This window comes from Lampropedia cohaerens (assembly GCF_001005215.1).
In the GTDB taxonomy this organism is placed as follows: Bacteria; Pseudomonadota; Gammaproteobacteria; order Burkholderiales; family Burkholderiaceae_C; genus Lampropedia; species Lampropedia cohaerens.
Window position 1 is genome coordinate 67,812 of sequence record NZ_LBNQ01000009.1, and the last position, 22,900, is coordinate 90,711.

The following is a 22,900-nucleotide window of genomic DNA, read 5'->3' on the forward strand; positions in this document are numbered from 1 at the left end:
TGAAACGTGGCCATGGCGCTGAAAGCACCTTGAAAACCAGTTTCTCCCCAAACCGTCATCTTGCAAGGAGCACGCCATGCTCAACGTATTCACTCTGGTCAACGGCCGTCTGGTGCAAAAGGACATCGAGACGCTGCACGATCTGGCCCAGGTTCAGCCGGTCTGGGTGGACATGGAGTCGCCCACCGAGGAAGAGAAGTTCTGGGTCAAGCAGCACTTCTCGCTGCTGATTCCGGACGATGCGGTGGACGATGACCTGGAGGAGTCCGCGCGCTTCTATGAGGAAGACAACGGCGAGATGCATATCCGCAACGACTTTCTCATTGATGATGATGACCCGCGTTACGTGCGCGTGGCCTTCATCATGAATCTCAGCAATGCCAGCCTGCGCAGCCACAACGTGCTGTTTTCCATCCGCGAGGACGACGTGCCGGTGTTTCGCCTGTTTCGCCTGCGCGCGCGGCGCGTGCCGGGGCTGATTGCCGACTGCAAGGAAGTGCTGCTCAACCTGCTCGATACCGATGCCGAGTACTGTGCCGATACGCTCGAAGGCATTTACGACGAGCTGAATGCGGCCAGCCAGCGCATTCTCTCGGGCGAGGTCAACGACTCCGACGCGGCGGCGGTGCTGGGCAGCATTGCGCGTCACGAGGATCTCAACGGCAAGGTGCGCCGCAACGTGATGGAAACGCGCCGCGCGGTGAGCTTTCTCATGCGCAGCAAGGTGCTCAGTGCCGAGCAGTTCGAGGATGCGCGCCAGATCCTGCGCGACATCGAGTCGCTGGACAACCACACGGCGTTTCTGTTTGACAAGATCAACTTCCTGATGGATGCGACGGTCGGCTTCATCAACCTCAACCAGAGCAAGATCATCAAGCTGTTCTCGGTGGCCAGCGTGGCGCTGCTGCCGCCGACGCTGGTGGCCAGCGTCTATGGCATGAATTTCCAGTTCATGCCCGAGCTGAACTGGCGCTTGGGCTATCCGTTTGCGCTGGCGCTGATGGTGGCCAGCGCGGTTGGCCCCATGCTGTATTTCCGCAGCAAGGGCTGGCTGAAGTAGACGTTTCACCGGCAGAGGCGTTGTCGCACAGCGCAAGCGCGGCTTGCAATTGCGCCATCGGCCCCCCATCTGCCAATGCCTTGGCTGTCGCGGTTGGATGGCCTGCCGCTAGAATGCATGTTGCCTTCGGGGCCGTCAGGCTCCCGCAAAGGCGGCCGGCGCTGGCTGATGACACCAAGTTGTAACAATTGCCGGCCAACCTGTTTGGGATTTCTTTACTTGCAACACACCGCTGCCGCCTAGACATGGCGGTGGGCGGCCGACTTTTTTCATGGCCAATTTCCTTACCAAGCTTTTCGGCAGCCGCAACGACCGCCTGCTCAAACAGTACCGCAAGACGGTGCAGCGCATCAATGCGATGGAGCCGGAGCTGGAAAAGCTCACCGACGAACAGTTGACTGCCAAGACTGCCGAGTTCAAGCAGCGCGTTGCCAATGGCGAATCGCTCGACCGCCTGCTGCCCGAGGCGTTCGCGGTCGTGCGCGAAGCCTCCAAGCGCGTGATGAAGATGCGCCACTTCGACGTGCAGCTCATTGGCGGCATGGCCCTGCACGAGGGCAAGATCGCCGAGATGCGCACGGGCGAGGGCAAGACGCTGACGTCCACGCTGCCGGTTTACCTCAACGCGCTGACGGGCGAAGGTGTGCACGTGGTCACCGTCAACGACTACCTGGCTCGGCGCGACGCCGAGTGGATGGGGCGGCTCTACAACTTCCTGGGTCTGACTGTCGGCGTGAATTTCTCCGGCCTGCCCAAGGAAGTCAAGCAGGCCGCCTACCGTGCCGACATCACCTACGGCACCAACAACGAGTATGGTTTCGACTACCTGCGCGACAACATGGTCTACGAGCGCAGCGACCGGGTGCAGCGCGGGCTGAACTTCGCCATCGTTGACGAGGTGGACTCCATCCTCATCGACGAGGCCCGGACGCCACTGATCATCAGCGGCCCTGCCGAGGACAACACGCACATCTACCAGGTGATGAACACCATCGCGCCCAATCTGGTGCGGCAGGAGGGTGAGGCAGATCCGCGCACGGGCGAGGGGGTGATCTCGCCGGGCGACTATACCGTCGACGAAAAGAGCCGGCAGGTTTACCTGACGGACCAGGGGTATGAAACGGCCGAGCGCATCCTGGCCGAGAAAGGCCTGCTGGCCGAGGGCACGTCGCTCTACGATCCCGGCAACATCATGCTGGTGCACCACCTCTACGCGGCGCTGCGGGCCCACACGCTGTACAACCGTGACGAGCACTACGTGGTGCAAAACGGTGAGGTCATCATCGTCGACGAGTTCACCGGCCGCCTGATGGCGGGGCGCCGCTGGAGCGAGGGGCTACACCAGGCGGTCGAGGCCAAGGAAGGCGTGACCATCCAGGCCGAGAACACCACGATGGCCTCGATCACCTTCCAGAACTATTTCCGCATGTACAAGAAGCTGGCCGGCATGACCGGCACAGCCGACACGGAAGCTTACGAGTTCCAAGAAATCTACGGGCTGGAAACCGTCATCATTCCGCCCAACCGCAAGAGCCAGCGCGTCGATCAGCTCGACCGCGTCTACAAGACGACCAAGGAAAAGTACGCCGCAGCCATTGCCGACATCAAGGAGTGTCACGAACGTGGTCAGCCGGTGCTGGTGGGCACGAGCTCGATCGAGAATTCGGAAATCATCTCGCGCCTGCTCGACGAGGCCAAGCTGCCGCATCAGGTGCTCAACGCCAAGCAGCACGAGCGCGAGGCGGACATCATTGCGCAGGCGGGCCGCGAAGGCATGATCACCATTGCCACCAACATGGCAGGGCGCGGCACTGACATCGTGCTGGGCGGCAACATCGAGAAGGAAGTCGCCGCCATCGAGGCCGACGAGAGCCTGTCCGAAGCCGAGCGCCAGGCCCGCATTGAAGCCTTGCGCGAGCAATGGAAGATTGACAACGCCCGCATCAAGGAGCTGGGCGGTCTGCGTATCATCGCCACCGAGCGCCATGAGTCGCGCCGCATCGACAACCAGTTGCGTGGCCGCGCAGGTCGCCAGGGCGATCCCGGTTCGTCGCGCTTTTACCTTAGCCTGGACGATCCGCTGATGCGCATTTTCGCGGGCGACCGCGTGCGTGCCATCATGGAGCGGCTCAAGATGCCCGAGGGCGAGGCCATTGAGGCTGGCATGGTCACGCGCAGCATCGAGTCGGCGCAGCGCAAGGTCGAGGCGCGCAACTTCGACATTCGCAAGCAGCTGCTCGACTATGACGACGTGGCCAACGAGCAGCGCAAGGTTATCTACGCGCAACGCAATGAAATCCTCGATGCCGAGGATGTGAGCGACACCATTGCAGCGATGCGTGAGTCGACCTTCACGGATCTCGTGCACCGTTATGTTCCGCCTGAATCCATGGAAGAGCAGTGGGATATCGCTGCACTTGATGCGGAGCTGGAAAAAGAGTGGGATCTGCCGCTGCAACTGGGCAAGATCGTCGAGGATTCCGACGCCATCACCGCCGAGGATATTCTCGAGCGGGTGCTCGCTGCTGCCAATGCCGCCTATGACACCAAGGTGCGCCTGGCTGGCCGGGCACAGTTCGGTCATTTCGAGCGCGTCGTGCTGCTGCAGACCTTCGACTCTGCATGGCGGGATCACCTCAGTGCGCTCGATTACCTGCGCCAGGGCATCCACCTGCGCGGATTTGCGCAGAAGCAGCCCAAGCAGGAATACAAGCGCGAGGCGTTCGAGCTGTTTCGCCTGATGATCAACAACGCCAGCGCCGACGTTACCCGTATCATCATGCGCGTGAAGATCCAGGATCCGGCGCAGGTTCAGCAGGCCGCCGAGCAGATCGAGAGTTCGGCCGAGGCGGTGGCGCAACGCGCCATCGATCAGAGTGTTGCCGCAAGCGCACAGGAGGCGCAGGCAAGCGCTGCTGCGCAGGTGCCGCGCGTGGGCCGCAACGACCCTTGCCCGTGCGGCAGTGGCAAGAAATACAAGCATTGCCACGGTCAGCTGCAGTAGTGGCAGGAAGCTGACGGGCCAGCGGCGTGATGTACCGGCCCGGAAAAGAGAAAAGGCGCTTCGGAGAAGCGCCTTTTGCGTTGGGCCGTGCGGGCCGTCACGGCGTGGGCAGGAAGCCTTCGACCGAGAGGTAGCGCTCGCCCGTGTCGTAGTTGAAGCCCAGCACGCGCGCCCCTGCGGGCAGTTTGGGCAGCTGCTGGGCGATCGCTGCCAGCGTCGCGCCGGAGGAAATGCCCACCAGCAGGCCTTCCTCGCGGGCGCTGCGGCGCGCGTACTCCTTGGCATCCTCGCCATCGACCTGGATCACGCCATCGAGCAGGCTTGTATCCAGGTTCTTGGGCACAAAGCCTGCACCGATGCCCTGGATGGGGTGTGGTGCGGGCTGTCCGCCGGAGATGACTGGCGACGCCGTCGGCTCCACGGCAAAAACCTTCAGCTGCGGCCACTTGGCCTTCAGCACCCGGGCCACGCCCGTCAGGTGGCCGCCAGTGCCCACGCCGGTGATGACGGCATCCAGCCCATCCGGAAAGTCCTGCAGGATTTCCTGCGCGGTGGTGCGCTCGTGCACGGCGATGTTGGCTGGATTTTCGAACTGCTGGGCAATCCAGGCACCAGGGGTTTGCGCCCGCAGTTCCTCGGCACGGGCAATGGCGCCTTTCATGCCCTTTTCCTTGGGCGTGAGATCGAAGCTGGCGCCATAGGCCAGGAACAGGCGGCGGCGCTCGATCGACATGCTCTCGGGCATGACCAGAATCAGCTTGTAGCCCTTGACGGCAGCCACCATGGCCAAGCCCACCCCGGTATTGCCCGAGGTCGGCTCGATGATGGTGCCGCCAGGCTGCAGCTGGCCGCTTCTCTCGGCCTCCTCGACCATCGCCAGCGCGATGCGGTCCTTGATCGATCCACCCGGGTTGGTGCGCTCGGACTTGACCCAGACGTTGGCATCGGCGCCGAACAGCCGGTTGATGCGGATGTGCGGTGTGCGGCCGATGGTCTCAAGTACGTTCTGATAGGGCATGCGATGAACTCCTTGTGTGGATAGGGCAGATTACTGTTCGACCAGCAGCGAGCGCAGCATCCAGGCCGTTTGCTCGTGTACCGTCAAGCGTTGCGTGAGCAGGTCGGCCGTGGGCTCGTCGCCGGCCTTGTCGGCCACCGGAAAGAGCTCGCGCGCTGTGCGGGCCACGGCCTCATGGCCCTCGACGAGGATGCGCACCATCTCCAGCGCGGCGGGCGGTTGCTGGGGCACGTCCGCCAGCGAGGTCAGCTGGCTGTACGCGGCATACGAGCCGGGCGCGTAGTGGCCCAGCGAGCGGATGCGTTCGGCAATTGGGTCAACGGCATTCCACAGCTCGGTGTACTGGTCCATGAACATGCTGTGCAGCGTGTTGAACATCGGCCCTGTGACGTTCCAGTGGAAGTTGTGGGTAGTCAGGTACAGCGTGTAGGTATCGGCCAGCAGCCGCGCAAGACCCTGGGCAATGGCGGCACGGTCCTTCTCGTTGATACCGATATTGATGGCTGGTGCACTGACAAGCGTGTGCTTGGCGCTGGCGGATTTGGTGGTTCGAGTGGTTTTGGCCATGATGGACTCCTTGGTGAAATGACTGCAGGTGTACACGCGCACAGGACTATCTGCCTGCCACGCCGCGCGTTTTCAACCTTTATACCAACAGTTAGAGTCAATGCGGCTGTGAGGTTTCCTTCTGGCGGTTGATTGCATCAATCTCCGCCATAGCCTGTGGCTTTGGCGCGCGCAGGCGCGGTGTCGCTGACGCTACAGTCGAATCACGCCGGGCAGTTCGCAGGCAAATACGGCATTGCGCAGGGCGGCAATGGCTTCATAGCGTGTGAAGCTGCGGCGCCACACCAGTACGACCCGGCGCGACGGAGGGGCATGGCGGCCGTCGTCCTCAATGGGTAGATAGCGGATGTTGGCAGCCTCGGGCGGCTGGCTGGCGGCGACCTGCGGGGATGCGCCCGGAGCCAGTGCATCGGGCACGGCCAGCCGGGGCACCAGCGTCACACCCATGCCTGCGGCCACCATGTGCTTGATGGTCTCCAGCGAGGAGCCCTCAAACGACTTCTGAATGCCGTCGCCGTCCGAAAAGCGTGCGAACTCCGGGCAGACCTGCAGCACGTGGTCACGAAAGCAGTGGCCCGCGCCCAGCAGCAGCATGTTCTGCTGCTTGAGCTCGCTGGTGGTAATGCTGTCCTTGCGTGCCAGCGGGCTGCGCGCAGGCACGGCTGCCAGAAACGGCTCGTCGTACAGCGGCGCAACAGCCAGGTTTGTCTCGGGAAACGGCTCGGCGAGGATGGCGCAGTCGATTTCGCCCACGCGCAGCATTTCCAGCAGCCGGGTCGTGAAGTTCTCCTGCAGCATCAGGGGCATCTGCGGCGTGCGCGCGATGACCTGCTGCACCAGCTGCGGTAGCAGGTACGGGCCGATGGTGTAGATCACCCCCAGGCGCAGCGGGCCGTTGAGCGGGTCGGCACTGCTCTGCGCAATCTCCTTGAGCAGATGCGCTTGGTCCAGCACATTCTGGGCCTGCTCGACAAGCTTTTCTCCCAGCGGCGTGACGGTGACCTCGCCGGAGCTGCGCTCGAAGATCTTGACGCCCAGCTCGTCCTCAAGCTTTTTGACCGCGACCGACAGTGTGGGTTGCGAGACGAAGCAGGCCTCGGCTGCGCGGCCGAAGTGGCGCTCGCGCGCAACGGCGATGATGTATTTGAGTTCGGTCAGCGTCATTGCGCGTGGCTGGGTTCAGAAGTCCTGGTGCACACCGTCGACGAACACCTTGAGCTCGCCCGGCGCAAATGGCGTCCACTGCTCGTTCTGCGTCAGCGGTGTCGTCACCACGAGGGCCATGCGGTCGTCCCGGCTGTTGCGCTGGGAAAAGTCGATGCTCAGGTCCTGGTCGCTCAGCGTGACTTTGGAGAACGGCCAGGCCCGCTCGGTATAGCACAGGTGGGTGGTCGCATGGGCCCACAGCGCGTCGCCGTTGGAGAGCAGGAAGTTGAACGTGCCGTGGCGCGCAATGCGTGCGGCCAGCTCGCGCAGCGTCAGCGTCATTTCGCGGATGCTTGGCACGCCGGCATGCGATTTGGACAGCTCCTGCATGATCCAGCAGAAGGCCAGCTCGCTGTCGGTCGTGCCCACCGGACGGAAATGGCTGTGCAGCCGGGGGGCAAAGTCCTTCAGGTCACCATTGTGGGCAAAGACCCAGTAGTTGCCCCACAGCTCGCGCACGAACGGATGGCAGTTGGGCAGGTTGACTACACCTTGCGTCGCTTTGCGGATGTGGGCAATGACGTTGGTGCTCTTGATGGGGTAGTTGCGGATCAGCTCAGCCACCGGCGAGGCGATGGCACTTTGATGGTCGACGAAGTGGCGCACACCATGGTCTTCGAAAAACGCAATGCCCCAGCCGTCGACATGGTCGCCCGTTCTGCCCGCGCGCTGCGCAAATCCGGTAAAGCTGAAGGTCAGATCAGTCGGATTCTTGGCATTCATTCCAAGCAGTTGGCACATGGCAGGCAGGCGTTCCTCAAATGGCGTAATTGGCAGCAATGATACCCGTCCGTAGGAATTTGATGACGTCTGTTACAACGCATCGCCTTCCCAAGGGGCGATCAACGCATCTTTCGTCCCAGTAGCACCAGCAGGGCGCCGCCAAGAAGGGGCAGCCATACCGTGAATACCTCGTTCCTGAGCACGGCCAGCCCCCGCGCGGAGAAGAAGCTGTCAGCGCGCACGGGCGAAATCAGGATGAATTGCCAAGGGCTGAGATAGCGCGTGCCGTCAAATGGCCACAGCAGAGGCACGCCATAACGCCCGGTGGTGCAGGCATCCAGCAGCGGATGGGAAAAGCAACAGACGAACATCCACAGCCATGCCTTCCACCATGCGATGCCCCAGCGCCTGGCAAAGCCGACGCCGATGCAGCCGATGGCCAGCGCGAAGCCGATGGAATGAGTCAGGCCACGATGGTCCCAGAGGCCTTCGAGGCGAATGCCGAACTGGCGCGGGATGCCATCGAAGTCCGGCAGTACCGAGGCGAGCATGCCCAGCAGCAGCATGGAGGCGGGAATGCGGGCCCCGGCAGCGACCTTGGCGGCCACCGGAACGGCAATGTGCGAGAAGATGGTCGGCATGGCAAGTAAGCTGGCTAATTGCCCTCGGCAAGTCCGTGCATGGCGCGCAGCGCACGCTTGAGGTCCTGCCAGACCTGCTGCTTGGAGTGCTGCGCGCGCAGCAGCCGGGTCGGGCTGTCGGTGACCTGTACGACGGCTGAGCCCAGCTGCCGCGTCTGCTGGCGCAGGGTTGCCAGGCCGGCGCGTTCGCCCAGCAACGCCTGGCAGGCATGGCGGCCCATGACGAGCACGATGTGCGCGCCAAGCCGTGCCGCCTCGGCCTCGGCCGTTGGTGCCTCGGCAGCGGGTTCGGCGGCGTCGGCGGGACGCACCAGACTGAGCCAGACCTGCGCCCGCCCGGGCAGGCCCATGGCGCGCAGCATGTTCATCAGCAGCTGGCGCGCCGCGTCGGCGGCATCGGGAACGAGCTGCCAGTCATCGGCAACAATCCACCAGCGCGGCAGCACCGCGTTGGAAGCTGCGGTCTGCATTGAGGCGGGCGCGGGCAAATCCAACGGTGCCGGGTCCGACCAGTGCCACTGTTCCATGGCCGGCAGTTGCGTGGCTGCTGGCCGCGGCGATTCGGCCGCAGCGCGAGCTGGGGCAACGGTATGGGAGGGCGCGCCAGAAGCAGGCGCAGCCTGCGGGGCTGGCGTGCGGACGACGGCCTGCTCCGCAGCGGCGGCATCGGGCCTGAGGAGGGCCTGTGGCGATGGCGAAGCCGCTGCTCCCTGTGCTGCCGCCGGTGGTTGCCACCATGGCTCCAGCCCCATGGCCTTGAGCATGGCCATGCGACGGCTGTCGAGTTGGAGGGAGGTGGAGGCGTTCATGGGCGGCAGTGACGGGCAGCATGCCATTGTAGGCAAAGCCGCGCAGCTGGCGGCCAGTGGGGGCTGTGGGGCTGTCAGCCAGGAGGCGCGGCGTCCAGCGGCTTGCGCATGACCAGCGCATGTTCGCGCTGCTGCGCGCCCGGCGGCGGCGCATAGTAATGCTTGCGCACGGCAACATCCAGATAGCCCGCGCGGCGGTAGAGGTGCTGGGCGGCGAGGTTGCTCTGGCGCACTTCCAGCCAGATCTGCCGGGCCCCCTGGCCCAGTGCCCAGGTGTCAAGGGCGTGCAGCAGCAGCCGGCCAAGGCCCTGGCCGCGCCGCTGGGGATGGACGGTGACGTTGAGCAGGTGCGCTTCCTCGACCCCTGCCAGGGCCACAAGGTAGGCGACGATGCGATTGCCGTGCAGCAGCAGGGGCATGTAGCAGCCGGTCTGGATGGAGTCGATGAAATTGCCGCTGGTCCACGGGTCGCTGTGGCTGGCCTGCTCGATGGCCACGACCTGTGGCACATCCTCCAAGCGCATGGCGCGCGATTGCAGTGGTGCTTCGGGCGCGTCTGCGTGATTCATGCGTTGCAGGCAGTCTTGCGTGCTGCAAGCAGGGCATGCGCCATCTCGGCAAAGCCCGCTCCGCGCGCCTGCCGCGTGACGTAGCGCGGCAAATACCGCATGTGCGGCGCAAACCGCGCGATGTTGGCCACGCCAACGCTGTTGGGGAAGTGCTCGAACATCCGTTCGTCATTGGTGGAATCGCCGATGTACACCCACTGCGCCAGTTCCTGCGCAAGGGCGCGCCCGAGCAGCTGGCGCACGATCCAGTTGGCGCCCAGCCATTTGTCGTGCGTGCCGAACCAGCCATTGATGTGGATCGAGCTGACCGTTGCCTGCATGCCTGCCTGGCGCATGCGCTGCACGACCTGCGCAATGGCCGCTGCATCCAGATGGTGATGCTCGCTGTGGTCAAAGGCGATGTCGCATTCGCGTCCGTTGCTGTCGCTGGCGAGCCGGGCTTGCGGTATAGCGCGCTGGATGTCGGCGACAACCGCCTGCATGCGCTGGTGGTTGCGCGCGCGCGTGGCCGCATCCTGCTGGTAGTACTTCCTGATGGGTGGATCTGCCGCATCGACTGCTTCGCTGCTGGGCACGAAAGCGACTGCACCGTTTTCCGCCACCAGCGCGTGGAGCGGCCATTCGGCGGCAAATGCGGCGCTCCAGCCCGCAGGCCGGCCGGTGATGGCAATGAGCGTCAGCCCGGCGGCACGCAACGCCCGCAGGGCCGACAGCGCTGCAGGCGCAATGGCACCATCGGCCGTCAGGGTGTCATCGATGTCGGTCATCACCCCGGTGATGCCACGGCGTGCGGCCAGCGGCCAGCGCGAGAGTGAAAGCATGGCCTGAAAACGGCGAAAGGGAGAAATTATGTCAAATTTGTGACAGCTGGTGTCAGAGGAAATATCCCAACTTGATTGGCTGCGCGGCAATTCTAGGATGAGCGCCCTGTCCAATCATTGAAGGAGCATGAAATGCTGAAAAAACTTTCGGCCCTCTTGCTGCTGTGGGCCTCAATGACGGCGGCGCTTGCGGTGGACGCCAATCAGGCCAGCGCGCAAGAGCTTACGCAGATCAAGGGCATCGGCGAGGCGACGGCCGAGCGCATCATCGAGGAGCGCGAAAAGGCCGCGTTTGCGGATTGGGAGGACTTCATTGAGCGCGTCAAGGGCGTTGGCGAGAAGAAGGCGAAAAGTCTTTCGGACGCTGGCCTGACGGTCGGTGGCCAGTCCCTGGAGGGCCCGGCAACAGGCAATTGACGGCACTTGCGCTTGCGGCCCCTTGGGCCAGTGACTGCGGCCCGCCGGTTGGCGGGCCTTCTCATGCCACGCAGCTGGCGTCAATGCCCGGACTTGTCCTTGCTCAGCAAGCTGGCGACGGTGGCAATCACCATCGAGGTGACGATTACCACCAGCGATGCCCAGGTCGAGATGTGCGGCGCCCAGGTGATGGGCTCGCCACCGTTGATGAATGGCAGCTCGTTCTGGTACATCGCGTGGAAGACCAGCTTCACGCCGATGAATGCGAGGATGAAGGCAATGCCGTAGTGCAGGTACTTCAGGCGATCAAGCAGACCACCCAGCAGGAAGTACAGCTGGCGCAGCCCCATCAGCGCGAAGATGTTGGCGGTAAAGACGATGAAGGGGCTCTGGGTGATGCCGAAGATGGCCGGAATCGAGTCGATGGCAAAGAGCAGGTCGGTAAAGCCGATGGCAATGAAGACCATCAGCATGGGCGTCCACATCTTGCGACCATTGAACACCGTGCGGATCTTGGCGCCGTCGTAGTCCGGCGAGATCTCCATGTGCTTGCGCGCAAGGCGCACGATGGCGGGCTCCTGTACACCCTCGAATTCGTCACCGCCCGGAAAGGCCTGCTTGTAGGCGGTGTAGACCAGAAAGGCGCCGAAGAGGTAGAAGATCCAGCTGAAGTGCTGAATCAGCGCTGCGCCAAGCAGGATGAAGATGCCGCGCAGCACCAGCGCCAGAATGATGCCGATCATCAGCACCTCCTGCTGGTACTGGCGGGGCACACGGAACTGGCTGAGCAGCAGCACAAAAACGAACAAGTTGTCGATCGACAGCGAATATTCGGTCAGCCAGCCTGCGACGAACTGGCCCGCATACTCCTTGCCGGCAAAGTACCACATCAGGCCGGCGAAGATCAGCGCCAGCGAGACGTAGAACACGACCCACAGCGTCGCTTCGCGCATGGAAGGGATGTGGGGGCGCTTGATGATCAGCAGCAGGTCTGCGATCAGGATGAGGGTCAGCACAATCATTGAGCCGACCTCGAATTGCCAGGGCAGGGCGAGTTCCATGGAACACCTTCGAGAGTTTCTGGTTAAAACGACTCGAAAGTCTCTCCCCCATTGGCTGGCTGCCGATGGCGCAGCATCCGGAGCGATGGCACGCCCGTGATGACGAATGCTGCAACAGGTGCGCAGCTGGCCGTCAGGCGGCCAGATCCGAACACCGTCAGGGATACTCCCCTTCGATTTCTCGGGAAGGTCTGCAAAACCGATGTCGCGGCACGGCTGCGTTCAGGCGGTGCATCGCTTGGCTGGCTTTTGACGGCAACAGGGGTGCTATTGCCGTCAAAAGGCGCCGTGCGCTGCATCCGCCCCAACGCTTCGCGCTTTCGGACGGGGCGTTGCAGACCTTCCCTCGCGAACCGGATTAGAACACACTGGCTGCCCACCGGCACTTTGCCGGTTGACATGGCGAGGCCTGTGCGCGGTGCTTTCAGACCGGCCTGCGGTGGCCCCGCTCAGCCGCGCTGGATGCGCATTCAGATCCGGCGGGCCAGCTCATTGGCCTTGCCAATGTAGCTGGCGGGCGTCAGCGCCAGCAATTGCTGCTTGACGTCGGCAGGAATGTCCAGCCGTTCGATGAGGCCATGCAGATCGGCTGCGGTGACCTGCTTGCCGCGCGTGACTTCCTTGAGCGCTTCGTAGGCACCGGCCACGCCAAAGCGGCGCATGACGGTCTGGATGGGCTCGGCCAGCACCTCCCAGGCGTTGTCCAGGTCGGCGGCAACCACCTCGGCGTTGAGTTCCAGCTTGTTGAGCCCGACCAGCAGGGCGTTGTAGGCCAGCACGGAATATCCGAGGGCAACGCCCAGATTGCGCAGCACGGTCGAGTCGGTCAGATCGCGCTGCCAGCGGCTGACGGGCAGCTTCTCGGCAAGATGGCGCAGCAGGGCATTGGCCAGACCCAGGTTGCCTTCGGCGTTCTCGAAGTCGATCGGATTGACCTTGTGCGGCATGGTGGAGGAGCCAATTTCGCCCTCCTTGAGCTTTTGCTTGAAGTAGCCCAGGCTGATGTAGCCCCAGACATCGCGGCTGAGGTCGATGAGGATGGTGTTGGCGCGCGCCACGGCATCGAACAGCTCGGCCATGTAGTCGTGCGGCTCAATCTGGATGCTGTAGGGCTGGAAGGTCAGGCCCAGTCCCTCTGGGGCAGGGGTTTCGATGACCTTGCGGCTGAACGCCTCCCAGTCGAATTGCGGCCAGGCTGCCAGATGGGCATTGAAGTTGCCCACGGCGCCATTCATCTTGGCCAGGATCTGCACAGTTTCGATAGCACGCAGGGCCCGTTGCAGGCGTGCCACGACATTGGCGAACTCCTTGCCGACGGTGGTTGGGCTGGCCGTCTGGCCGTGCGTGCGGCTGAGCATGGGCACATCGGCATGCGCATGCGCCAGGGCCCGCAGGCGCTCGATCACCTGCGTCAGCGCCGGCAGCACGACGGCTTCGCGTGCGGCCTGTAGCTGCAGCGCGTGGCTGGTGTTGTTGATGTCCTCGCTGGTGCAGGCAAAGTGCACGAACTCGGCGGCGCGCTCCAGCGCCGGGTGGCCCTTGAGCTTGTCTTTGATCCAGTACTCGACCGCCTTGACGTCGTGGTTGGTGGTCTTCTCGATGTCCTTGATCGCCTGCGCGTCGGCTTCGGAGAAGTTTTCCACCAGCGCGCGCAGGTAGGCGCGGTCGGCATCTTCCAGGGGCGGGAATTCGGCAAAGCCGGCCTGCGAGAGTGCGATGAACCAGGTGATTTCGACCTGCACGCGGCGGTGCATGTAGCCGTATTCACTGGCGATGGGCCGCAGCGCGGCCAGCTTGCGTTCGTAGCGCCCGTCCAGGGGCGAGATGGCGGTGAGGGCAGAGAGATTCATGGCGGCGATTGTAGGGCGGCGCGCCTGGGCGGCCGATCTGCCTGCGCGTGTGCGCGATGACTTTTTATCCCGCGCTGGATTCGGCCAGCCCCTGTCGTACGCGATTGACGATGGTCCACACCAGCAGGGCTGCGACCAGCGCCATCAGTGCGGCCTGCCAGCCGGGCTGCCACCAGCCCAGCGCATAGAGCAGGGCCAGCAGGCCGAAGATGAAGGCGCGGTCGCTCTTGCCCATCGGTCCATCGTAGCGGCGGCGGGCGCCAACCATTAGGCCGAGCGCGCCAGCCATTTCGCTGACGATGCCCAGTACCACGACGATGACCACGGCGGCAGCGCCCCAGCTTCCGGCCACCCCCGGCAGCAGCGCAAACGGCAGATACAGTGCGGCATCGGCCACAACGTCGGACAGCTCGTTGAGGTAGGCGCCCAGACGCGACTGCTGGCCGAACTCGCGCGCCAGCATGCCGTCAATGGCATTGAGCGCCATGCGCAGAAACATCCACAGCGGCACCAGCAAAAACAGGCTGCGCTGCGCCGCGTTGCCCGCAAGCACCAGCCCCAGCAGCACGGACAGGCCCGCCGCCGCCAGCGTGACCTGGTTGGCCGTTACACCGACGCGATGCAGCTGCCGAACCAGTGGGCGAAGCAGGTTCTGGAAGGCGGGCTTGAGTTGGTAGATGGAAGGCATGGATGCGCGTGTAAATCAGGTTCTGGAAGTGGACCAGGGATTATGGGCAGGTTCTCATGCGCAATGCGAGTAGGGTGGCAAGTCGGGCGGCAGCACGTCGAGATGGAAATCGGTAAAGTCGGGTGTGTTGGCCTGAACCGTTTTTTAAGGATTGCTATGACTCAGAACTACCCGGATACCCGTCTGTTGATTGCCAATGAATGGCGTGATGCGGCCGACGGTCGCAGCGATGACGTGTTCAACCCGGCAACCGGCGCGGTCATCGGCAAGGTGGCCCACGCCAGCAAGCAGGACCTTGATCTGGCATTGCAGGCCGCCCAGCAGGGCTTTGAGGTGTGGCGCGCCACATCGGTGGTCGAGCGCCAGAAGATCATGCGCAAGGCCGCCGCCTTGCTGCGCGAGCGCGCCGAGGACATTGCCCGCCTGATGACGCTGGAGCAGGGCAAGCCGCTGGCTGAGTCGCGCGTGGAGGCGCAGGCCTGCGCCAACATGCTGGAGTGGTTTGCCGACGAGGGCCGCCGCGTCTATGGCCGCATCGTGCCTGGAGCGAATCCGGCCAGCCACCAGATGGTGCTCAAGCAGCCGATCGGCCCCGTGGCCGCTTTCACGCCGTGGAACTTCCCGCTCAACCAGGTCACCCGCAAGATCGGCCCGGCGCTGGCCACCGGCTGTTCGTTCCTGTGCAAGGCGCCGGAGGAAACGCCCGCCTCGCCGGCAGCCTTCCTGCAGTGCTTTGTCGATGCAGGCGTGCCGGCCGGCGTGGTCGGGCTTGTCTATGGCGATCCGGCGGAGATTTCCGATTACCTGATTGCCTCGCCCATCACGCGGCTGGTGACCTTCACCGGCTCCACCGCCGTTGGCAAGCAGCTGGCCGCCAAGGCGGGTGCGCACATGAAGAAGGTCGTCATGGAACTGGGCGGCCATGCGCCGGTGCTGGTGCTGGAGGACGCCGATGTCGAGGTGGCGGTCAAGTCCGTGGCGGCGGCCAAGTACCGCAATGCCGGCCAGGTCTGCATCGCGCCCACGCGCTACCTGGTGCATGCCTCGGTGGCCGATGCGTTCCGTGAGGCGTATGTGGCCCATTCCCGGCAGATCAAGGTAGGCGATGGCCTGGCCGATGGCACGCAGATGGGGCCGCTGGCCAATCCGCGCCGCGTTGCCGCCATGCAGCAGATCGTCGAGGATGCCAAGACCCATGGCGGCGAGATCGCCGTCGGCGGCGAGCGCCTGAGCGACAAGGGCAACTTCTTTGCGCCCACGCTGGTGGTCAACCCCGCGCTGGATTCGAAGCTGTTCAATGAGGAGCCGTTCGGCCCCATCGCCGGCCTGCGCACCTTCACCGACCTGGATGAGGCCATTGCCGAGGCCAACCGCCTCAGCTACGGCCTGGCCGCCTATGCCTTTACCCGCTCGTTCAAGAACGTGCAGACGCTGGCCGAGCAGGTGCAGGCGGGCATGCTGTGGATCAACCAGCCGGCCACCCCTTCGGGCGAGCTGCCGTTTGGCGGCGTCAAGGACTCTGGCCTTGGCACCGAAGGCGGACATGAGGCGCTGGAGGAACACCTCATCAGCAAGGCCGTGGCCGTGACCGGCATTTGAGTGGGCGCGCCGATGCGCGGGTAGCCGCGTGCATCGGCGACAATAGGACTTTGGCCAGCGCAAGCTGGCCGTTTCCATTGGCCGACTAGCCCCAGAACTCCATGCTCGATATCCTGCTGCTCCGCAAGGAGCTCGACAACGTCATTGCACGGCTGCAGACGCGCAAGCACCCCCAGCCCTTTCTCGATGTGGCCGCCTTCACTGCCCTGGAAGCGGAACGCAAGACCCTGCAGTCGCGCACCGAGGAGCTGCAGGCGCAGCGCAACAGTCTGTCCAAGCAAATCGGCCAGCTCAAGTCCCGGGGCGAGAGCGCCGATGCGGTGATGGCGCAGGTCGCCGCCATCAAGGAGGAGCTCGACGCCTCGGCAGCGCGCCTGGAAGCCATTCAGAGCGAGCTGCAGGCCTTGTTGCTGGCCGTGCCCAATCTGCCGCATGCCTCGGTGCCGGTGGGCGCTGACGAGCGGGATAACGTCGAGGTGCGGCGCTGGGGCGCTCCTCGGACCTTCGATTTCCCGGTCAAGGACCATGTGGACGTGGGTGAGCCGCTGGGGCTGGATTTCGAGCTGGGCGCCAAGCTCACCGGGGCGCGTTTTACCGCCATGCGCGGGCCGATTGCGCGCCTGCACCGGGCGCTGGCGCAGTTCATGCTGGATGTGCAGACCCAGCGCCATGGCTACGAGGAAGCCTATGTGCCCTACATCGTCAACGGCGACTCGCTGCGCGGCACGGGGCAGCTGCCCAAGTTCGCGGAGGACTTGTTTGCCGCGCAAAAAGGCGGCCAGGACGCCGAGCCCGAGCCTGACCGCACCGCGCTGTACCTGATTCCCACCGCCGAGGTGCCGCTGACCAACTTCGTGCGTGGCAGCATTCTGGCCGAGGCCCAGCTGCCCCTGCGGCTGACGGCGCACACACCGTGCTTTCGTTCCGAGGCCGGCAGCTACGGGCGCGACACGCGCGGACTGATCCGCCAGCACCAGTTCGACAAGGTCGAGATGGTGCAGATCACCACGCCCGAGCACAGCTATGCGGCGCTGGAGGAAATGGTCGGTCATGCCGAATACGTGCTGCAGCAGCTGGAGCTGCCCTACCGCGTGGTCAGCCTGTGCACCGGTGACATGGGTTTTGGAGCGGCCAAGACGTACGACCTGGAGGTCTGGCTGCCCGCGCAGGATACCTACCGCGAGATCAGCTCGGTGAGCAACTGTGAAGCCTTCCAGGCGCGCCGCATGCAGGCCCGCTACAAGACGGCTGCGGGCAAGAACGAGTTCGTGCACACCCTCAACGGCTCCGGCCTGGCGGTTGGCCGGGCGCTGGTGGCGGTGCTGGAAAACCACCAGCAGGCCGACGGCAGCGTGGCCATTCCGGCTGCGTTGCAGCCCTACATGGGCGGGGCCACGCACATCGGAGGCAAGTGAGGGGTGCCGCGCGTCTGCACGGTGCATGAAAAGATCATGAACAGACGCTAATGAAAGTCCCGCGAGTGGGTGCGCAGGCTGCCGAGCATGGCGGTCCAGTCGTGCAGCCGGCGGGCAATGAGATGCGCCACGCCATCGACCCGCTCCCAGCGCCCGTCAATGGCAAGCAGCCGCGCGTTGTGCAGCTGGCGGCGCTGCCGCTCGGCCAGGGCACGCCAGACGACGACATTGATGCAGCCATGCTCGTCCTCCAGCGTCAGAAAGGTCACGCCGCTGGCGGTGCCGGGGCGCTGGCGCACGGTGACCAGTCCGGCGGCACGCACCAGGCTGCCGTGGCGGCACTGCAGCAGCTGCGCTGATGCCAGGCAACGCCTGGCCTGCAGCTGCGCGCGCAGCAGGGCTATCGGGTGGGCGCCCAGGGTCAGGCCCAGCGTGCGGTAGTCGGCCATGGCTTCGGCGGCCGCATCGGGCGCAGGCAGGCCTGCCGCTGCTTCATCCGGGCCATCTGGCAGCAGGGGGCGCACCGGCTCGACGCCAGCTACTTCCCAGCGCGCGCGGTTGCGGTGGCCAGCCAGCGTGGCCAGCGCACCAGCTTCGGCCAGGCAGGTGGCCTCGCGCGCATCGAGTGCTGCGCGATGACACAGTTGTGCGACGCTGGCAAACGGCCCATCGCGCAGACGGCTCTGCACGATGCGCGCGGCCGCCGTCTCGGACAAGCCCTTGATCTGACGCAAGCCCAGACGGATGGCTGGCTGGTCGCGTGCCTGGCGCAGCGAGGCGGGGTGCGCCGGGCCCTGCGGGGCCAGGCCGTGCAGAGCGGAGAGGGGCAGCTGCGCAGGCCCATCGACCGGCAGGGCGTGCGGCTCCAGCGTGCAATCCCAGTGGCTGTGCTGTACGTCCACGCCGCGCACGGCCACGCCATGGCGCTGCGCGTCCTGGATCAGGGCGCTGGGGGAGTAAAAGCCCATGGGCTGGGCATTGAGCAGGGCGCAGGTGAAGGCGGCAGGCTCGTGGCATTTGAGCCAGCTGCTGACGTAGCTGAGCAGCGCAAACGAATAGGCGTGGCTTTCCGGAAAGCCATAGCTGGCAAAGCCCTTGAGCTGTTCGAAGATTTGCTCGGCAAAGGCGGCGTCATAGCCTCTGGCCTGCATGCCACCGATGATGCGCTGGCGGTGTACCTCCATGTCGCCATGGCGGCGCCAGGCCGCCATCGAGCGGCGCAGCTGGTCGGCCTCGCCGGGGCTGTAGCCGGCGGCAACGATGGCCAGCTGCATCACCTGCTCCTGAAACAGTGGCACGCCCAGCGTACGGGCGAAAACCGGTTGCAGGTCAGGCGGGTGGTAGGGCGTCGGTTCCAGGCCCTGGCGGCGGCGCAGGTAGGGGTGCACCATCTTGCCCTGGATGGGCCCGGGCCGCACGATGGCTACCTGCACGACCAGGTCGTAGAAGGTGGCCGGCTTCAGGCGCGGCAGCATGGACATCTGCGCGCGCGACTCGATCTGGAAGGTGCCGATGGTGTCGGCCTGCTGGATCATGGCGTAGGTGGCGGGATCCTCCTGCGGGATGTCGGCCATGCTCCAGCGCGTGCCGCGCAAGGCCTGCAGCAGGTCAAACGCTTTGCGGATGGCGCTGAGCATGCCCAGCGCCAGGCAGTCCACCTTGAGCATGCCCAGCGCGTCCAGATCGTCCTTGTTCCATTGGATGATGGTGCGCTCGGGCATGGCGGCGTTCTCGATGGGCACCAGCTGCGACAGCGGTGCGTCGGAGATGACGAAGCCGCCCACATGCTGCGACAGGTGGCGCGGGTGGTCGATCAGCTCGGCGGTGAGGTAGGAAAAGCGCCGCATCACAGGCGAATCGGGATCGAAACCGGCTTCGCGCAGGCGCTCAGGGGAGGGCGCGGCCGAGCCCCAGCGCTCGGCACAGGCGCTCAGCGCGTTGACCTGGTCCATGGCAAAGCCCAGCACGCGCGCCACATCGCGTGCGGCGCTGCGGCCGCGCCAGCAGATGACATTGGCGGTCAGGGCTGCACGCTGGCGGCCGTATTTGGCGTAGATGTACTGGAACACCTGCTCGCGCCGCTCGTGCTCGAAATCCACATCGATGTCGGGCGGCTCGCCACGCTCCCTGCTGATGAAACGCTCCATCAGCAGGCGGGTCTTGTGCGGATCGACCTCGGTGATGCCCAGCGCAAAACAGACGGCGGAGTTGGCCGCTGAGCCGCGCCCTTGGCACAGAATGCCCTGGCCGCGTGCAAACCGCACGATGTCGTGGACGGTAAGAAAGTAGGCCTCGTAGCGCAGTTCGGCAATCAGCCGCAGCTCCCGGGCAATCTGCCGACGCACGGCGGTGCTGGCGCCCTGTGGCCAGCGCCAGCGCATGCCGCGCAGGGTCAGCGTGCGCAGCCAGCTGGTGGCGCTGTGGCCGGGCGGTGTCAGCTCGTGGGGGTAGCGGTAGCGCAGGCTATCGAGCCTGAAAGTGCACAGGCTGGCAATGCGCACTGTCTCGGCCAGCAGGGCGGCAGGATAGAGTGCTGCCAGGGCCTCGCGTCGGCGCAGGTGGCGCTCGCCGTTGCGAAACAGGTGCGCGCCGGCTTCGGCCACTGGCAGGTTGTGGCGCAGGGCAGTCAAGGTATCCTGCAGGGCGCGGCGGCGACGCAGGTCCATGTGTACGTCGCCGGCGGCCACCGGAGGCAGCCCCGTTTGCGCGGCCAGCTGCAGCAGGCGGGCAAGCCTGGCGGCGTCATCGCCGTCGCGGTGCAGCTCGATGGCCAGCCAAGCCTGGGAAAAAGTCTGGCGGACCCAGTGGCCGGGCTCGGCATCCGGGATGCCAGCCTGTTGTTCCGGGGGAATCCACAATGCCAGCAGACCTGGAAGAGGGCGCGCAAAGTCGTCGCGGCGGATCCGGTACCGCCCCTTCTCACCGCGCAGGCGTGCCTGCGTGATCAGCGCACACAGGGTGGTGTAGCCGTCGAGGTCCTGCACCAGCAGCACCAGCTTTGGGCCGTCTTCCAGCGTGAACTCGCTGCCGATGATCAGTGGCACGCCCGTTTTCTGTGCGGCTTCGAACGCACGCACGATGCCGGCCAGCGAGCATTCATCGGTGATGGCCAGGGCGGCATAACCACAGGCTTTGGCGCGCGCAAACAGCTGTGCGGCACTGGAGGCTCCGCGCAGAAAGCTGAAGTCCGACAGACAGTGCAATTCGGCATAGGGGCAGGCCCCGGCGTCGTTGGCGGCGGGCAGGTCCGTTGGCCTCAGAACAGGTTCTCCGGGGTGTGTCATGCAAACCAGCCATGCAGCATCCATGGCCCCTGTTGCCCTGCGGGCACAAAGGCCCAGGCGCGCTGGCCGCGTGCGGTCTCCAGCACATAGTAGTCGCGCCGGGCGTCACCGCCATCCCACCAGCCGGTTTCCAGCCGTTCTGGCCCTTGCAGGATGCGCCGCGGTGGCTGCTCCAGGGCAATGGGCTCGGGCAGCAGCCAGGTGGGCCGCGCACCCGCTGGCAGCGTGCTTGCCATGCTGTCCGGGGTTTCGACCTGGCTTCGTTGCCAGGCGTATTCAGGGCGCGGATCGGTGGTCTCCTGCAGTGTGTAGAGACTGTCCTCCCCCAGTCTGGCGCGCAGGCGTTCACGCAATTGCTCCCAGGAGCTGGCGCTGCCAGGGCGCTGCGCGAACAGATCCAGACTGGCGGGCGCCAGCGGCGGTAGATCGCGGGCCTGCAGGTGCAGCGCCGTCACTGCGGCGGGCAGGGTCGTGCGCTCAAGCCGTGCACGTGCGATCTCGAACAGCGCATCAGCATGGCGCTCGGGGCTGAGCAGCCCAATCGTAATGCGGGTGGCGGGGCGGTCGGCATGTTCGAGCTGCACCACAAAACGCTGCACGCCTTCACAGCGACTGTGCAGAAAGGCGGCCAGATCGGCCACCATGCGGCGCAGTACGAACAGCAATGGCTGGTGGCTGTCCACATGAAACGTCAGCTCTATGCGCTGCGCAAACGCGGCGGGCGGTTCATGGCATATCAGCGGCTGCGGAACCAGCCCGCGCAGCCGGTCGAGGTGGTCCAGCAGGGGTTGACCAAAGCGCCGGCGCAAGCCGGCACGCGGCATGGCAAAGACCTGCCCCAGTGTGTGCAGGCCCATGGCATGCAGACTTTGCCCGGCGTCATCCGGCAAGGCGGCGCGGCGCACCGGGATCTGGGCCAGTGCCGCCAGCATGGTCGGCTGCTGCCAGAAAGCCAGGCCGTCGCGCAGTTGCGCAAATACCCAGGCGGCACAGGGATTGGGGGCCAGCGCAATGCGGTGGGTGAATTGCAGCGCCTGCAACTGACTGCGCCAATGCGCCTGCAGGGCCTGCCAGCCCTTCATCAGCTTCAGGCTGCTGGCCACTTCCAGCACCAGCGCATTCGGCCACTGGATACTGACCTGGCTACTGTAGCGGCAGGCCCAGGCGGCCAGCAGGCGCTGCCAGCGCAGGCTTTCCTCCGGCACGTGTGCAACCAGGGTGCAATCGGGTGCAATCGCCAGCGCCTGCACCAGTCGCTGGCCGGCGCGTAGGCCTGCGGCAAGGGCCGCCTGGTTGACGGCCAGCAGGACCCGCTGGCGGGCCGACCCGCCGACCAGTGCCAGTGGTGCGTGGCGCTGTGGGTGGTGGCGCAGCACGCCATCCAGTGCGAGCTGGGGCAGGGCGATGCAGGCCCACGCGGCTGACTTGGCACTCGCGGCATCGCGGCAAGGAGTTGACATGGGTATGGCCACCTCACTGCAGCGCAAAACGCACGTCAGGAGCGACGCTACCGCGGCATTTGCGGATCTCGATCTGGCGTGTGGCCGTGATGGCCAGCCGCAGCGCAGCAGGAGACGGTTGCAGCGCGCCAGCGTTGGCATGGCGCAGCACAAAGCCCAGACACTGGCCGGCATCGGCGGCAACCTGCAGGCGCCGCAGCGCCGCATAGCTGGCTGTGTGGGGCCAGGCCAGCACGGCCGCGCAACAGCCGGCGCGCAGGCATTGCTCCATGGCCCAGAGCGCTTGCTCGGCATCGGCCTGCAGCACATGCAGGTACTGCAGCTGCACGCCTTGCGCGCGCCATGCCGACGCAAAAGGCACGGCTGGCGGCGCCACCAGCACCACGTGCTGATGGTCCTGGCTCAGTCGTGCCACAGTGGGCAGCAGCAGGGTCAGCTCCCCGCAGCCGATGGCCGGCAGCAGGATCTCCGTCAACGCGGCAGGCGGCCATCCCCCCTGCGGCAATGCGGCATCCAGCGCAGGCAGGCCGGTGGGGATACCGCGTTCGGGCGCCGTGGTGACGCCATGGCCCTGCCAGACCTGGCGCGTGTGCAGCAGGTCCTGCAGTGTGGTGGAGCGAAGCGAGGCGGCCATGTCAGCAGCAGTGGTTCGGGTAATGGCTGTCTGAGAACCTGTTCACGATCTTTTTATGCACCGCGTTGGCTCAC

At 65.1% G+C, this 22,900-nt stretch carries 19 protein-coding genes; 5 read left to right on the plus strand and 14 right to left on the minus strand.

Annotated elements, in window-relative coordinates; genetic code table 11:
* Window positions 1–76: 76 nt before the first annotated feature.
* Window positions 77–1,060 (plus strand): magnesium/cobalt transporter CorA, encoded by a 984-nt coding sequence (gene corA, locus AAV94_RS01155; protein ID WP_046740482.1) that lies wholly within the window; start codon window positions 77–79, stop codon window positions 1,058–1,060.
* Window positions 1,061–1,331: 271 nt separating this feature from the next.
* The gene (gene secA / locus AAV94_RS01160; protein WP_046740483.1) at window positions 1,332–4,064 is read left to right on the plus strand and encodes a preprotein translocase subunit SecA; all 2,733 of its coding nucleotides are present in this window, start codon (window positions 1,332–1,334) and stop codon (window positions 4,062–4,064) included.
* Window positions 4,065–4,161: 97 nt separating this feature from the next.
* Here secA and cysK read toward each other — a convergent pair whose 3' ends face one another.
* From cysK to AAV94_RS01200, 8 genes are all read right to left on the minus strand, one after another.
* On the minus strand, window positions 4,162–5,082 hold the full coding sequence (gene cysK / locus AAV94_RS01165) for a cysteine synthase A (protein WP_046740484.1): 921 nt from the start codon (window positions 5,080–5,082) through the stop codon (window positions 4,162–4,164).
* A 30-nt stretch (window positions 5,083–5,112) separates the two neighbouring features.
* The gene (locus tag AAV94_RS01170) at window positions 5,113–5,649 is read right to left on the minus strand and encodes a Dps family protein (RefSeq protein WP_046740485.1); all 537 of its coding nucleotides are present in this window, start codon (window positions 5,647–5,649) and stop codon (window positions 5,113–5,115) included.
* 192 nt (window positions 5,650–5,841) lie between these two features.
* Complete coding sequence (locus tag AAV94_RS01175; RefSeq protein ID WP_046740486.1) at window positions 5,842–6,813, minus strand: LysR substrate-binding domain-containing protein; 972 nt, start codon at window positions 6,811–6,813, stop codon at window positions 5,842–5,844.
* 15 nt (window positions 6,814–6,828) lie between these two features.
* Window positions 6,829–7,596: a class II glutamine amidotransferase gene (locus tag AAV94_RS01180; protein ID WP_046740631.1), complete on the minus strand. Its 768-nt coding sequence runs from the start codon at window positions 7,594–7,596 to the stop codon at window positions 6,829–6,831.
* 101 nt (window positions 7,597–7,697) lie between these two features.
* Window positions 7,698–8,219 carry a metal-dependent hydrolase gene (locus tag AAV94_RS01185; RefSeq protein WP_046740487.1) on the minus strand — a complete coding sequence of 174 codons (522 nt, stop codon included), beginning with the start codon at window positions 8,217–8,219 and terminating at the stop codon, window positions 7,698–7,700.
* A gap of 14 nt (window positions 8,220–8,233) precedes the next feature.
* Window positions 8,234–9,028: a uracil-DNA glycosylase family protein gene (locus AAV94_RS01190; RefSeq protein WP_046740488.1), complete on the minus strand. Its 795-nt coding sequence runs from the start codon at window positions 9,026–9,028 to the stop codon at window positions 8,234–8,236.
* Between the two features lie 74 nt (window positions 9,029–9,102).
* Window positions 9,103–9,597 carry a ribosomal protein S18-alanine N-acetyltransferase gene (gene rimI / locus AAV94_RS01195; protein WP_046740489.1) on the minus strand — a complete coding sequence of 165 codons (495 nt, stop codon included), beginning with the start codon at window positions 9,595–9,597 and terminating at the stop codon, window positions 9,103–9,105.
* A complete protein-coding gene (locus AAV94_RS01200; protein ID WP_046740490.1) occupies window positions 9,594–10,418 on the minus strand; it encodes an HAD family hydrolase in 825 nt (274 codons plus the stop codon). The genes rimI and AAV94_RS01200 overlap by 4 nt, the downstream gene beginning before the upstream one ends.
* Before the next feature lie 132 nt (window positions 10,419–10,550).
* Here AAV94_RS01200 and AAV94_RS01205 point away from each other — a divergent pair, with 132 nt between their 5' ends.
* A complete protein-coding gene (locus AAV94_RS01205) occupies window positions 10,551–10,835 on the plus strand; it encodes a ComEA family DNA-binding protein (RefSeq protein WP_046740632.1) in 285 nt (94 codons plus the stop codon).
* 80 nt (window positions 10,836–10,915) lie between these two features.
* On the opposite strand, the gene AAV94_RS01210 is transcribed toward AAV94_RS01205, so the two are convergent.
* From AAV94_RS01210 to AAV94_RS01220, 3 genes are all read right to left on the minus strand, one after another.
* Window positions 10,916–11,896: a TerC family protein gene (locus AAV94_RS01210; protein WP_046740491.1), complete on the minus strand. Its 981-nt coding sequence runs from the start codon at window positions 11,894–11,896 to the stop codon at window positions 10,916–10,918.
* 470 nt (window positions 11,897–12,366) lie between these two features.
* On the minus strand, window positions 12,367–13,746 hold the full coding sequence (gene purB / locus AAV94_RS01215; RefSeq protein ID WP_046740492.1) for an adenylosuccinate lyase: 1,380 nt from the start codon (window positions 13,744–13,746) through the stop codon (window positions 12,367–12,369).
* Between the two features lie 64 nt (window positions 13,747–13,810).
* A complete protein-coding gene (locus tag AAV94_RS01220) occupies window positions 13,811–14,434 on the minus strand; it encodes a CDP-alcohol phosphatidyltransferase family protein (protein WP_046740493.1) in 624 nt (207 codons plus the stop codon).
* A gap of 156 nt (window positions 14,435–14,590) precedes the next feature.
* Between AAV94_RS01220 and AAV94_RS01225 the strand changes: the two genes are divergently transcribed.
* Together AAV94_RS01225 and serS are read left to right on the plus strand one after the other, a co-directional pair.
* A complete protein-coding gene (locus AAV94_RS01225; RefSeq protein WP_046740494.1) occupies window positions 14,591–16,033 on the plus strand; it encodes an NAD-dependent succinate-semialdehyde dehydrogenase in 1,443 nt (480 codons plus the stop codon).
* Between the two features lie 101 nt (window positions 16,034–16,134).
* Complete coding sequence (gene serS, locus AAV94_RS01230) at window positions 16,135–17,448, plus strand: serine--tRNA ligase (protein ID WP_046740495.1); 1,314 nt, start codon at window positions 16,135–16,137, stop codon at window positions 17,446–17,448.
* 47 nt (window positions 17,449–17,495) lie between these two features.
* Here serS and AAV94_RS01235 read toward each other — a convergent pair whose 3' ends face one another.
* From AAV94_RS01235 to imuA, 3 genes are read right to left on the minus strand one after another with little or no spacing between them, the layout of a single operon-like run.
* Complete coding sequence (locus AAV94_RS01235; protein WP_084824678.1) at window positions 17,496–20,732, minus strand: error-prone DNA polymerase; 3,237 nt, start codon at window positions 20,730–20,732, stop codon at window positions 17,496–17,498.
* Window positions 20,729–22,192, minus strand: coding sequence for a Y-family DNA polymerase (locus AAV94_RS01240; RefSeq protein WP_046740496.1), 1,464 nt, complete (start codon window positions 22,190–22,192; stop codon window positions 20,729–20,731). The genes AAV94_RS01235 and AAV94_RS01240 overlap by 4 nt, the downstream gene beginning before the upstream one ends.
* Window positions 22,193–22,205: 13 nt before the next feature.
* Window positions 22,206–22,826: a translesion DNA synthesis-associated protein ImuA gene (gene imuA, locus AAV94_RS01245; RefSeq protein ID WP_046740497.1), complete on the minus strand. Its 621-nt coding sequence runs from the start codon at window positions 22,824–22,826 to the stop codon at window positions 22,206–22,208.
* Window positions 22,827–22,900 lie beyond the last annotated feature (74 nt).